At 56.3% G+C, this 13,168-nt stretch carries 10 protein-coding genes; 2 read left to right on the top strand and 8 right to left on the bottom strand.

Features of this window, described 5'->3' with window-relative positions; all coding sequences use genetic code 11:
- Positions 1-10 precede the first annotated feature (10 nt).
- From P9292_RS27325 to istA, 8 genes are all read right to left on the bottom strand, one after another.
- Positions 11-373, bottom strand: coding sequence for a hypothetical protein (locus tag P9292_RS27325; RefSeq protein ID WP_309962192.1), 363 nt, complete (start codon positions 371-373; stop codon positions 11-13).
- A gap of 627 nt (positions 374-1,000) precedes the next feature.
- Positions 1,001-1,345, bottom strand: coding sequence for a gamma-glutamyltransferase (locus tag P9292_RS27320; RefSeq protein ID WP_309962190.1), 345 nt, complete (start codon positions 1,343-1,345; stop codon positions 1,001-1,003).
- A 148-nt stretch (positions 1,346-1,493) separates the two neighbouring features.
- The gene (locus tag P9292_RS27315; protein WP_309962188.1) at positions 1,494-3,212 is read right to left on the bottom strand and encodes an ATP-dependent helicase; all 1,719 of its coding nucleotides are present in this window, start codon (positions 3,210-3,212) and stop codon (positions 1,494-1,496) included.
- Positions 3,209-5,350: an AAA family ATPase gene (locus P9292_RS27310; protein ID WP_309962186.1), complete on the bottom strand. Its 2,142-nt coding sequence runs from the start codon at positions 5,348-5,350 to the stop codon at positions 3,209-3,211. Before P9292_RS27310 ends, P9292_RS27315 begins: the two co-directional genes overlap by 4 nt.
- A gap of 189 nt (positions 5,351-5,539) precedes the next feature.
- On the bottom strand, positions 5,540-6,844 hold the full coding sequence (locus tag P9292_RS27305; RefSeq protein ID WP_309962185.1) for an abortive infection family protein: 1,305 nt from the start codon (positions 6,842-6,844) through the stop codon (positions 5,540-5,542).
- Between the two features lie 45 nt (positions 6,845-6,889).
- The gene (locus P9292_RS27300) at positions 6,890-8,398 is read right to left on the bottom strand and encodes a hypothetical protein (protein WP_309962184.1); all 1,509 of its coding nucleotides are present in this window, start codon (positions 8,396-8,398) and stop codon (positions 6,890-6,892) included.
- A 1,235-nt stretch (positions 8,399-9,633) separates the two neighbouring features.
- Positions 9,634-10,449, bottom strand: a complete 816-nt coding sequence (istB, locus tag P9292_RS27295) for an IS21-like element helper ATPase IstB (protein ID WP_409015200.1) — start codon at positions 10,447-10,449, stop codon at positions 9,634-9,636.
- Complete coding sequence (istA, locus tag P9292_RS27290; protein WP_309962181.1) at positions 10,433-11,950, bottom strand: IS21 family transposase; 1,518 nt, start codon at positions 11,948-11,950, stop codon at positions 10,433-10,435. The genes istB and istA overlap by 17 nt, the downstream gene beginning before the upstream one ends.
- On the opposite strand from istA, the gene P9292_RS27285 reads away from it, so the two are divergent.
- Both P9292_RS27285 and P9292_RS27280 read left to right on the top strand, forming a co-directional pair.
- A complete protein-coding gene (locus P9292_RS27285) occupies positions 11,934-12,803 on the top strand; it encodes an SOS response-associated peptidase family protein (protein ID WP_309962179.1) in 870 nt (289 codons plus the stop codon). The two genes, istA and P9292_RS27285, sit on opposite strands and share 17 nt — an antisense overlap.
- 113 nt (positions 12,804-12,916) lie before the next feature.
- Complete coding sequence (locus tag P9292_RS27280) at positions 12,917-13,135, top strand: hypothetical protein (protein WP_309964208.1); 219 nt, start codon at positions 12,917-12,919, stop codon at positions 13,133-13,135.
- Positions 13,136-13,168 lie beyond the last annotated feature (33 nt).

The following is a 13,168-nucleotide window of genomic DNA, read 5'->3' as shown; positions in this document are numbered from 1 at the left end:
GAACTCGTTATTACGAAGCTTGGTCGACGAAGCGGCTCACGTTCGGTAAAGTGTGACGAAAATACTTGTTGGCGTGGGCGACCAGCGTGGCCTCAGCTTCAGCGTCGACTGACTTCCTGTCAGACCGCCGACTCTTTCTTACTAGCAAACCGCGTCCTGCAAGCGCCTGGTCCACAGACGCAAGCGCCCCAATATGGATGTAAGACGGCAAATAAAGAAACGCCATCCCTGCATCCGCCTGTTCCAACTCGACGAGGAGCCGTGCCAAAGGCCGCTCTGCGCGCAGAACATCTGAAATCACGGCAACGCGCAACCCAGAGTCGGGTTCGGTAAACCGAATCGTCAGCCGGCGATGAGTCGATTTGGACTGCATCTCGGCCCGCCAACTCGGCCGCGCGAGTCAAGCTAGTCTGAAAACGGGACGCAAGCCTCTGAATGTCGCGGTTGCGGTCGCACTCGCGCCATTCCTGTGCCTCAACAGTCATCACGCGGTATTCCGCATACGTTGCCATGACGCCCCCATTTACGGCTCTGCATAGACGCGGCTACCGCTTCGCCGCACATACGTTCGATAATCCGAAAAATGAACTTACAGCCATAACGAAGATTCAAAGCGATATCGCGACCTCGTCATTCTTCCTGCTACAGATAGTCTACCCCCGAAACAATTTATGTGTGCGCATGCGAACACTAGGCTATCAGGGCTGTCGCCTCATGGCGACGGGTTCGATATTTTGGCGGACAACAGAAGGTGTGTACGAGCCCTCACAGCCTTTTTAGAGCGCTCGCAAACACATTATCGGCTGCAAACCTTCGCAACTTGAAGCAACCCACACCAGGGTTAGGAAATTGTCACGACCCAATCGAGGCCTATAGTCGCTTATGCGCCGTCGCCGATGGCTGGCTCACCACAGTCCGAACCAGCAACGTATGCCGACTGAGCGCCTTGCGTCGGCAACTCTGCGCCGAGCCGAAATCGAGATTGTTGGAATCAAGCCAATTAACAACCCACAGCCTGACCGTCGCGTCGATGGAGCACAGTAGACTTGTGCCCCATCGCGCGAAGTTCGTCGACAACGGATGAAGCTACCGTCGGCTCCAACGTGAGGTCAGCGTTGTCGTTAATACGCCAACGCGGCGCACCGGAGCATGCCTGAGGATTGTCACCCTGGAGCACGCGGCGCATAACCATCTGCGTGTGCCCTTGCGCCTGCATGTTGCCACCCATGACGCCAAAAGCCATCACCGGCGCGCCACCCTTGGTCATGAAAGCCGGGTCCGTCTCACTCGTTTCTGCGGAAGCCCTTTTTCCGGCCGGGTTCAAGAGTGATGTTTCGCGCCTCATTGCGAATATCCTCAAGCGCTTCGCTTCTGGTCGCATACAAATCGGTGAGAAGAGTTCACACCGGCTGACGATGACAAGAAGCGAGGGCGTCAAACCTTCCCGCTGGTGAACGGCCCGAGCCCTGGCAATGGTTGCGCGCCCGACCCGCTTAAAACAGAAACCCAGAAAGGTCCTCCGCGGGCGTCAATATCGTGACTCGGCGCATGGCGCGCGTGACGGCCACCCGCAGAGCCAGCTTTTCCTGCTCGACACTCCTCGTATCATCGGGTCGCTTCATGAACCGAGAGTGATAGCGGCCCTCATAAACGATAACCTCGTCAAACTCCTTGCCTTTTGATTTGTGCATGGTCATAACGTGAATGCCCTTGGTCTTCGTCGTTGCAGCTGCGAAATGCTGCTCGAGAAGCGCGTCCCGTATCGCTCGCTCTGCTCCGGCGTAGTGGCCTTGCTCCTTCCAAAGGATTCCAAGCGATGTTCGAAGAGCGGACCCTCTGTGCAAAAGACGCAAATACTTCGCGTCGTCGGCGACACGGCATAGTGTTGGCGCGGCCGAAGCTGCAAACATGTTGCGTACGGCAAGCCAGTCGTCCGCTGGATTGCCGCTGAATTCGTGAGCTGCGCAATCTTCAGCGAGCCGCCGGCACTCCGCAACAATCTCTTGGCGCCGCGAGCCCCGTATCTTTCCTGCTGCCATGTCGCCGGCGAGCGCGCCTGCTAATTCGAGGTCAGTGCGAGGGATTTTGTCGCGACCAGCACGCCCTCGAATATGTTGATGCAAGGCCCGCAGGATGCCGCCGGAGACTTCAGCAGTTGGGCCCCGCTCCAAGGCAGAGGCGATGACCTGTGCGGCAAGCGCTGGGGCTTCGGCATCCATCGCTACCTCATGCTCAAGCTCCGGGAGTCCGTCCTCAGCTCGACTGAGGTAGTCGGAAACAGCAATCATCAACGCCCTGGACGGTACGAGTATCGCAAGTGAATGCTCCGGTATTTCGGAGATACGTCCGAGAGCCTGGAGAACCTGTGCTTTTACTGTGAAATGCATACTGCGGTCGTAGTACAGGCGATGTGCAAGAACTCGTACGTCTGAATACTTCTTCCCCTTGTTTGCTCCGGTCAAGAGGTCGTTGCCGAACTCGGTAATGTCGGTACCCGCGCTCCGATGATTTTCGCCGGTGAAATCGAAAAGTGCCGCTCGAAACTCCGTGGCGAACTCTCCAAGCCGAGCCGGGTCGGCTCCACGAAACTCGTATATGCGCTGCTCTGGGTCGCCCAATGCGATAAGACGGCTTTTGTCGCCGAGCAGCCTAATGAGCGCCCATTGGTCGGCATCAGTATCTTGAAACTCATCGAGAATGATGAGTGGATAGGCGCTCGAGTAGATGTGGGCGAGTTTGCTGCTCTTTGCAAACAGCGTCGCCACCATACGAGCGAACAAGTCGAAGTGCAGGCGTCCATCCTCGTAAAACAGACGCTCTTTTTCGGCGTCGCGGTCTTCGGACGCGATATCGGCGAGGTGCGCTGCCGCATCCGGCGGCGGCAGCAACTGGATGTTCGGCTGGCCGTTTAAAAGATAGGCATGGCTCCGGAGAATGGACCAGGTGAATCCATGATAGGTGTTGATTTCCAGTTGTCGCAATTCGTCGCGGCCAACGAGCATCGCTGCTTTCTCTGCGATTCTCGACACAGTTGCGCGAGCGAAACTCAGAAACAGTACCTTTTGTCCGTCTGCGAGCGCGCCCCCTCGAATTTCGTCGCGTGCCTTCACCAAAGAGACGTGTGTCTTACCCGCCCCCGGGCCACCTAGTGCGAGAACGTGTCCCGTCGCTTGGAGGAACTGCAGCTTTTGCGGGCTCCAACCTTCGCTCATGATTCGAATTTCGGAGGCGCGGGAGCGAACTTTGGAAAACTAGACTCGTTCACAATCGCTGTCGCGTCGTCGGTCGGACCGGCCGCTGGCATGGGGGGCACGGGGGGCACGGCCGGTATGGTCAACACCATCGGTGAAGAAGCCACCACAGGCACAGGTGGAACTGGTGGCGGTACCGTAATAGGTGGCGGCACGCCGGGGACGTTCTGAATTACCGGTGCAGGTGGAACAAAGGGTGGAGCGATAGGCGGGGCCGACACACCAGGCGGGACCGGTGGCAGTGGTGGGATATTCACTACGACGGGCACCGGCGGCACGTGTGGAGCCGATGCTGCCAAACTTACTGCTGCTGCGACCGGCGGGACGGGAGGCGTAGTTTGAGCGGCAGCGCGAGGTGGCTGAACAACGTCTGTTATAGCCTTGAGCGTTTTACGGACAAACTGAGGCATGTCTGCCGAAGTGCCGCAGGATGCTAGAAGTTCCCCCGCATTGCCGCCACCTTTTGCCCATGAGAAATACTGCCTCAGCGCAGTTCGAAGGTCTGTCGCTCGAGAGGTTGATGTCGGCGTAATCGCGCCGAGATGCTGCGGCCAGTCGCCACCGGCCACGACCGCGAGTGCGTACGCTCGGAGCGCTACCTCGCCAGTCTGATTCAAGACCAAATCTTCGAATCCCTTCGTCTGCGATTCATATGCGTGGTGGACGGCCTTCTGAATTGCATCGAGCCCCGCCGCCGACTGTTTGTCGAAAACTGCGAAGACAATCTTTCCCAAGTCTTTGAAATATGCGCCAAGCGGGGCAACGTTCGTTTCCCCCTTCGCATCCACAATCGCCACGCCGAGATTGTCGAGGCTTCTGTACGAGTCGGGTTCAAGCTCGCCGAGCCTGGACGCCGCTGCAGGCATCGCGTCGTACTCTGTGCGACCTTCCACGACAAGGACATACTTCGCCAGAAGCGCTTCACAGAAACGTGTACGGAACTCAGTTCTGTAGCTTTTTGCCTTCACGCTGGGCGGGTACGTCGCTGCTTTTTCCGTAAGCTCACAGTTCGTGCGGGTCAGCACCCGTACTTGGCTGGGCTCGAACTCCTCCAAGACGTACGGCGAGTGGGACGTGAAAATAGCCTGCGCTGATTTTTTTCTCAACGAAGCAATGATTCTCTTCTGCGTGTACGGAGGAATTGCTATCTCGGGCTCTTCCATCGCAAAAATAACGTTCTGCTTCAGTTCGGCGATGAGTGACAGAAGCGCCAACACCAAGGCATTGATGGTGCCGGTGCCTTGATGCTGATACGGCGCCGCGTATGGTGTGCCATCAGGTCGAGTGGCACCCGTACCCATGAATACAGTCAGTGTTCGACGCAGCATCTCCCGAGTGAGGTCGGAAACGCGCATATGTGGGTTGTTGGCCCAATCCGATGGTACATAGTGCCGCACGGCTTCCTGAACGGAAGCAAGCAAAGCACCGATTTGCTCCTGCTCCCCGACTGGCATGTCGCGAAGACCGGCCAGCACGTCTTCCCACAATCGAAGCCGCTTATCCTGGAGTCGCAGGATGATATCCAGCAAGGACCCACGTTCAAGGCTCAATGCTCGCGCGCCTGTGCGAAGTGTTCGCAGGAGTAGAAAGCCGCAACGCCGTTTGTCGGAATTGGTGAACCTTTCGTACCCGCCCTCCGGCAATTCCGGTAGGGCGTAGAACGTATCTCCTTTGAAGTCGTCCTCTTCTGTGTCGTACCACCCGTTGAAAAACACGCGCAAGACAGGAGCGACTTCGGGATTTTCAGTGCCCTCCGCCGGTGGGCCTGACAACAGAGTCCGAGAGGTTGAGTCCCACCATTCGACGTGGTCGCGGAAGTGTCGCTGTTGCTCGGGAGACAAATCCGCAACGACGACTTCGATTTGTATCGGAACCACCTGAAGGGCGTCTACATCCACATAAAACCCGGCGTGGAAATCGTGCTCGTCAATGACAGGACGACGAGCGAGGCGCTCAGGGCCAAGTACAAGGTCGACCGCCTCCAACAGCGTGGACTTACCGGCATTATTGTGACCAACTAACACCGAATGGCCATCGAGGTGAACCTCGCCCTTCTTGATGCCTCGGAAATTGCAGACACGGACGCGGACAATTTGCATGCGAGTGCTCTCAGATTTTTGTTATGGTCCGCACCAGCTATCAACTCAGCGAGCACAGCGCGGCTCAAAGCGAAGCGCTATTGTCGCGAAAATAGCCCAAGCCGTGCATCAAATTGTTGCCCGACAACTGAGAATTAGAGCAAGTTCGACAGGTTGTGACTTCCAAGCATCGAGGTGTGCGCTGCGGCTTTATTTCGTTCGTGTCGTTATTGTTTGCACACGGCGACGCAACGGCGCGTCGCCTTCCTCGCTTGGAGCACGCGAGACTTCTCGCTGTCGATACGTTTCAGCAATAAAATCAATAAACGCTACCGCAGACGCTACAGCGAGACGTGCATGACGCGGTTGCAGGCCACGGTGCTGACCATCGCGACCGTGGCCCGTGCCGTAGAGTCCTCGAAGTTGGGCGAGATTGTTCGTGAGCTGTGTCAGATTGCGAAGTATGAGCTTGATATTCTCAGCGCCTTTTGCCTCATCGGAAATCCCTTCGGGAACCAACTTCAGCTCCGTCGCCACCTTCTTTGTCAGATTTCCAAGGTCGTCCGACTTGGAAAATTCGACGCTTCGCTTCGTCAAGATTGTCTTGCAGCACGTTTCCACGAGCTCCTTGGCGGTTCCGATTGCTAACGCAGGGTCTCGCTCCACAGCGTGCTCGAGACGCTCGATTTCTTTGGCCATCCAACCTGCGTCTAACGCATCCGAGACAGTTCGGGCGCGGTTGACGACGCGCGCTCCACTGTCGATAAGGCGACGATAGGCAAAGCGGGGACGACCCGCAACGCGCTCCTCCTCGAAAAGCTCCCAGCCTACCTGGCGTATTTGCTCATTGAAAAGCGACACCAGGTTGATGACATCGTCTCTGTCCGGCCGCACCAGCGGATGCACCATCTCACACAGGAATCTAAGGAAGCGTTCCGCAGGTCCGTCCACGAGATTGAAGCGGTTGTCGGAAAACAGCCAGTCGCGGCTCCAATCGTCGTTGTTCATTCGATGCTGCCAGATATCGCCAGCGGCGTCTTTGAAGCGGTCGTCCGTTGAGGGGAGCTGTTCGAGTTCAAACAGGCGGCTCAGAAACTCGACGTCGTCGAGCTGGCCATACCAAGCAACGTCATTTAATCGTAATCCGTCCAGGATGTTGAGACGTACTTGTCGCGGCAACGCGATTCCCGCGGTACGCCAATCCTTGTGGGTCACCTTCAACGGGATTATTTTTGCCGAGTACCAATCTTGAGTTTCTTGCTCAAGGACGGGCTTCAACCGTGCTGAAATCTGCTCCTCGATTTGCGCTCGCTTGGTCCCAAGTCGAGCGAATTCGGGTGCTGGCACCTCAAACTGGACCTCCCATATTTCGGTACCACCGTTCCAGTTGTCGTAACCAGTCTGTTCGGTCCGCGCAGAATGTTCGCGCACAAGGTTGGCTGCCTCATACATACCTTCTGCTTCAAGCAAAGCGTGGATGGTCCCCAAAACTTCTTCGAGCGCATCTTTTTCCACGGCGGGCCTCACAGGTCGTCATCGCAAAAAACTAACGGAATCTCATCATTGAAAAGCAGGCTCGCTCTCGTCAGAGACGAGATATCGAATCTGCGAAGTTTCCGTGAGCGTAAATTCCACCGGGACCCTTCGTCCTGGTTGAATCCTTTTGACGGCGCTCCGAATCGTGACATCCGAGAGGTAGGTACCAATCGTTTTGCCGAGTAGCGAACCGCCGAAGGCGGATATGCCGAGAGGTTCAAGCAGTCGCATGGCAGTTGGCCGCTTGACCGACAGCGTTTTTGTTAGGTTCTGTACTTCTTCTTCGTTAGTTGGGACGAAGACAGCGGACATGGTCTCTCCGGGCTTCGCTCTTCTCTTTGCAACCAAGTCCTTCAACCGGACGATGTCGCTCTCTGAAATGTCGAGCTTCTCTGGAATCACTATGTCAAGGTCCGAGTCAGCCAAGATTACTCGAAGCTTGCTAGCAAAATCGAGGAAATTATATGGAATCGCGCCGGTAGGGAGACCACCAACCCCTCCAGTAACAAGTTGACCATCCACTTCGACTTCAATCAGCCAACGTGTTCCACGCCGCACCTCGCGTTGAAAACGCTGTAGCTGGAGGAAAAACGGAAGGCTCTTGACGTTGCAGCCAATCCATCTCTTGAAAACCGGATTGAGCGTCAGCTTGAGTTCCTTGCCATCGCTTTGGATGATGCATTCGAGCATATCGTTGAGAAATCCAACGCGGCAAGATATGCCTTTGCTTCCAGATGTCAGCTTCGTGTTTGCCTGGTCCAAGAAGACTGGCTCGGCGTCTGGACTCGCTGACGTGGATATTCTGATGACAGCGTCTTTTGCGTCACCGCTCGTCATCAACACGCTCAGCAGCTGCCCATTCATGCTCTCAAATATAGGCGACCCTTCGAACGAAACGTGACTGCCGTCAAATCGCAGCGCCTCGCCGTACTCCTTGAATCGCCTCAAGTTTTCCGGGTCGTGCGCAATGGCTTGAACATGCATCGAAATCTCCACGGGCCCGTCTGCTGCCTCCAGATGCACCGACGTAGTTGAACCCGTGTGATAGACACGCGCTTTGAAGCGGGGGTCTAACAGCTCCAGCGAACGGGAAATTTCTGTCAAGGCGGTTCCCGCGCGCGCCAGTGCCTCCTGCGCGGACAGAACTACTCCGGTTTGCGTGATTGCAGATGGTGCGACATTGACTGGCTGATTGATGCCAAGTAGCGCTCGAGTTTCAGCGGTCTGCTTCCACGAGCGGAGCTTGCTTACCGGAAAGCGCGCGACGTCGCGGTCGATGAGGCCGGCGCAGTTGCGGCATAGCCAAATCGCGTTATCGAGAGAACCTCGTTGCTCAGCACTTATATGTGGGTCGAATCGTGGTCCCCCAGCAGAGGCAGCCGTGATATGAGCAGCTTCCCCTGTCAAAACAACGCCCGTTGGACCGCTCTTGGGACCCAGTGTTCGAACATTGCAATCCGGGTTCGAGCAAACAAAAGCAACTCGTCGTGCGAGCTCGTCGATGACGGGCTTTCTGAAATTGTCGCGGGCCATGCAGCGTGTAAGGGAGTAATAGAGGACGGGAGCTGAATTCGATTAAAACTTTTTCACTCGGACCGTACAGATGAGAGGCCTCCGCGAGTATTGGCCAGCATCTCAACGCTTTTCTGCGGCGCGTGTCCAGACAGCCGGGAAGCTGATGACCATGGACGGAACGCTATGAAACAGTGCCAGCTCACCCTGAGCCGCATACTCGTGGTCGAGAACCGACGTCTGCCTGTGGTTGTCGTCAGGTCCCGGAACGCAGTCAAGAGGCAGACGACTGAGTGTAGACGACTGAGCGAGAGCGCAGCGAGTCCAACGCCGTCATTTTAGCGGCTCACAAACCGGGTCGGGCTCGTAAGCTCCCAGCTGATTCGCTGTGTTGTTCAGCTTATGGGGCGAGCAAAGCATCGAGCATATCGCGCTCGGCCCGCATACCTTAATCGCACAGGAGAGTTTCGCCTTCGCGGTGACTAGGTAATAGTGGTATTGGAGTCGATTAAAGCGAACCCTAAACTGCGGCTCATCCCGGTAAATGTGTTGACATCGTCTGGCGAGGAGTCGGATATCGACTGTGCGTATGAGCTAGGCGTGACCGGTTTTATTGTCAAAGTTACTGACTTTACTGCTTTTCGTCGCGATATCGCAAGCGTCCGCGCCATGTGGAGCCACTTGAGTGAGGCGCCACCCTCCTTTCGCCTACGGGCCGCACCCTCCCGAGCTACACCGTCGGCCAGCAGGTCCTGGGACCAATCGTCGCGCGGCACGCTCATCGTCCAGAAACACCTTCATGCTTCAACGCCTACTTGCGCCTCGTCAAACACTCGGAAGCAGGCCGAGGCTTGGCGCAGCTACGGCAGTACACAGCTAGTTCGCGTTCATCAACCATTCTCGCGGAGACAAGCCAAGGTTCGGACACGTTCTTGAAAACGGTCATGTTGACGGCAACGTGAGGCTTTGACCGGTCCACGTGACGAAGGGAGAGCGAACAAGGGACAGTCATGCTTGCGGCAGGATACGGCGAGTTCAAAGTCGACCTGATTGCCGCCTCAGCGCTCATGTGCAGCGCAGCGACACCGACTATGTGCGTTACCACGCATTGAAAATCTGAAACAAATTGTGTGATTTGATACATCTTGTATCATTTACTAAGAAGGTCACTAAAAGAGCGCTACGGTGTTGATTTGCACCGGAAACTGACCTACTTTTTGCATCTAAAATTGACCCACCCCTGATGTGCAGAAACATCATTCTGGTGTGTCGTTTTCCTCCTCTTTTAGTCGCTTGGGTGAGCTTTTTCGGGTTGCAGCCCGCGAAGCGGGCTGCCCCGCCGTGCTGTTTTTAAAGCGCCACGAGTCGTTGCCTGTTTCGACGATATGGCAGTGGTGCGTAAGTCGGTCGAGCAGTGCCGTAGTCATCTTTGCATCGCCGAATACGTTCGACCATTCGGTGAAGCTTAAGTTGGTCGTCACGAGAATGCTCGTACGCTCGTACAGTTTAGAGAACAGGTGAAACAGCAGCGCACCGCCCGTCTGCGTGAATGGTAAGTAGCCCAGTTCATCTAGGACGATGGCATCGACGTACATCAGGCGGTTAGCCAACTGGCCAGGTTTGCCAGCAGCCTTCTCGGCTTCAAGGTTGTTCACGAGCTCGACTGTGGTAAAGAATCGAACTCGTTTCCCGTATTGTTGTATTGCTTCGATACCAATGGATGTCGCAAGGTGCGTTTTCCCCGTGCCAGGCCCACCGATGAACACGACGTTCTGCGCTGATTCGCAGAACCGTACGGTATGGAGGTCGCGCACGAGCGTTTCGTCGACGCTCGCCTGCTCGAAGTCGAAGCCGGCAAGGTCACGATGTGCGGGGAAGCGGGCAGCGGCCATCTGATAGTTGATTGACCGGACCTGCCGCTCAGCTGTCTCCGCCTTCAGCAGCATCTGCATGAATTTCTCCGGTTCAAACTCGTTATGGCGCGCTTGGGCGACCAACTCTGGCCATGCTTGCGCCATTCCGTGGAGCTTCAATGACTTAAGTAGTGCAGCGGTTTCATTCGACATGACCATCCTCCTCGTTACGTGGAACGCGAAGCTGCTCGTAGCGGTGGACATCCGCAAGCGGCTCGACCTTGAGCGTGATTGCCGTTCTCACGACGTCACCTGCACGTGCCGTCGGACTTTTTAGTCGAGCAAGAATGTTCAGGACATGGTCACCGCTCGGACGCCCCGATTCGAGCGCAAGCTCAACCGCAACCAGCACGGCCTCTAGACCATGAACCGGAGTTGCCGCGAGGACCTGCACCATGACCCGGTCGCCACCGGTTTGCTTCAACAAGTACCTCTGCAGTCGAAGCATCGGTTCAGGCATTGTTAAGAATGGCGCGCCGTTTCTTAACGAGCCGGGCTTACGCTCGACAAGGTTGATGTAGTGCCGCCAGTCGTAGAAGGTTTGGTAACGGTCGAAGCTACGCGGATGACGCGCTATCTCGACACCATCGGCCACGAGGCTGATGTAGGTTGGATAGCTCCGGAGACTGACGATGTGGTGCGCATATTCCGTCGGTACGCTGTAGCGGTTGCGGTCAAGATGCACCAGGCTCGTTGGCGAGACGCGCACAGGCTTCTCAATGTAGCCGTCGAACGGTTTGGGAACCTGCATCAGCCGTGGACGTTCGTCCGCCAAGGCATCCTCTACCGTCAGCTCAGGCCATTGAGGATGCTTCAGCTGCTTCCAGGCTTGTTGGCATCGCTCGGCCAACCATATGTTTAGAACTTCGAGCGACTCCCATCGAACGGCGATTGCATCGTGCCAAATCTGTCGACGCCGGTCCTGAACGTTCTTCTCGACGATGCCTTTCTCCCAACCGGCCGCTCGGTTGCAGAACTCAGGCTCGAATAGATAATGGCCACACATCGCGTGGAAGCGCGCGTTAATAGCTCGTTCCTTACCCGGCCCGACCTTATCCACGGCCGTCTTCATGTTGTCGTAGATGCCGCGTCGAGGAACGCCCCCTAAAGCCACGAACGCTCGTGCGTGGGCGTCGAACAACATCTCGTGGCTTTGGGTTGGATAGGCAACAAGCCAGAGCGCCCGACTCGCGGCGAGCTTCATGTGAGCGACTTCTATCCTTCGTCTAAGCCCACCGACGAAGACATACTCACAACTCCAGTCAAACTGGAAGGCTTCGCCATATTCGAAAGCCAGCGGCACGAAGGCGCCGCGCTGCGCACCAGCGTCGCGTTCCTTCTTCCAATTGCGTACGAACGCTGACACGCGGTCGTAGCTGCCGTCGTAGCCAGCCGCACGCAAATCCTCATACATCTGAGTTGCGGAGCGTCGCTCTCGTCTGGGACGTTTAACGTCGGCGACCAGCCACAGGCGAAGTTGCTCCGACCATGGGTCGACGACACTGTTGTTGACGCGTTTGGTGTACTTCGGCTCGTCGGACGACGGCTCACGCAGCCATCGTCGAATCGTGTTTCTCGACAGTCCTGTCTGTCTCGCAATGTCCCGAAGCGGGACGCCGTCGCGGAAATGCATCCGCCGAATCTTGGCCAACATGCTCACGGTTATCACTCCGTTCTCCTGCTTGGCGTCCAAGCAGGAAGTTGAACATGTGGGTCAATTTTCGATGCAAATTTCTAGCAGAAGTGGGTCAGTTTTGCGTGCGCATCAACAGACCAAGCTGGAACAGGAGATATTCAAGCAGCGAACCCGTCTTGCGGATGCCGAGCGCACATTGCAGTCGAAGGCTACGAAGGCCGCCGCCGAGAGCAAGCGCATCGCAACCGCCAAAATTGAGGCCTCGCTACGCCGACTCGAGGACATTAACCGGACGGAGCCAGAACCGCGCGACTCACGCATCTTTCCCGGCACTTACGCGCCAGTGCTTGTGATGGAAAACGGAATGTATGTGGTCAAGCCGATGCGGTACCAATGCCGAGTAGCAGGTAAGCCGGCGAACTACGATGTGAAGTACCCGGGGACTTACAACGCACGGCGCGATAATCTCGAAGGCTTCTGGAAACCCTGTTTCGGCTACACACATGGCGTGATGCTAGTGGACGTCTTCTACGAGAACGTCAAAAAGGCGAAGTATGAGAACACGCTGCTTGAGACGCACGCCCGAGACGAGAACGTCGTCCTTGAGTTTCGCCCGAGCAACGACCAGTTGATGCATGTTGCGTGCCTCTGGTCCAGATGGACCGCGCCAGGGCAGTCCGACCTGCTGTCCTTCGCCGCAATCACGGACGAGCCACCGCCCGAAGTCGAGGCCACTGGCCACGACCGATGCATCGTGCCCATCAAAGTCGACAATATCGAAGCCTGGCTCAATCCCAGCCAATCCAACTTGAATGCGATGTATGACATCCTTGATGATAGAGACCGACCATACTACGAGCATCGACTTGCGGCGTAACGGTCGGCTGCTCGAGCATAGCTTGCTGGAACGAAACATCGCGAAAGAAGGAGCGTCGAATGATACGCAAGACATTTAGTGCCTCTCGACTTTAGCAAGAAGTTGACCGACGAATCCATCGGCTACAGGAAATCGTTGAAGACGGCGTAAAGATTCGAGTGCCGCGGCCCCAATGGCAGGAGCCCGATAAAACGGGATGTGACTGGAACATGGCGCATTTTAGGAATGCGGTCGGCTTCGAGCGCGACATAGATGGTGTGCTTAAGGCCGTACGCGCTGAGTACAACCTGAGCACCGAATCAAAATCCGCTTCCGACCCATTCGGTGACTAAGGGAAAACAAACAAGCGCTGCCAGCGTAAGGTC

Source organism: Caballeronia sp. LZ001 (assembly GCF_031450875.1).
Lineage (GTDB): Bacteria > Pseudomonadota > Gammaproteobacteria > Burkholderiales > Burkholderiaceae > Caballeronia.
Note: the sequence above shows the minus strand (reverse complement) of the source record. Positions and strands in the feature narration are given on the sequence as shown.

Bases quoted from the DNA above. Each gene is read 5' to 3' on its own strand.
- P9292_RS27325 (WP_309962192.1), bottom strand. From the start codon at position 373: ATGCAGTCCAAATCGACTCATCGCCGGCTGACGATTCGGTTTACCGAA.
- P9292_RS27320 (WP_309962190.1), bottom strand. From the start codon at position 1,345: ATGAGGCGCGAAACATCACTCTTGAACCCGGCCGGAAAAAGGGCTTCC.
- P9292_RS27315 (WP_309962188.1), bottom strand. From the start codon at position 3,212: ATGAGCGAAGGTTGGAGCCCGCAAAAGCTGCAGTTCCTCCAAGCGACG.
- P9292_RS27310 (WP_309962186.1), bottom strand. From the start codon at position 5,350: ATGCAAATTGTCCGCGTCCGTGTCTGCAATTTCCGAGGCATCAAGAAG.
- P9292_RS27300 (WP_309962184.1), bottom strand. From the start codon at position 8,398: ATGGCCCGCGACAATTTCAGAAAGCCCGTCATCGACGAGCTCGCACGA.
- istB (WP_409015200.1), bottom strand. From the start codon at position 10,449: ATGGTCATGTCGAATGAAACCGCTGCACTACTTAAGTCATTGAAGCTC.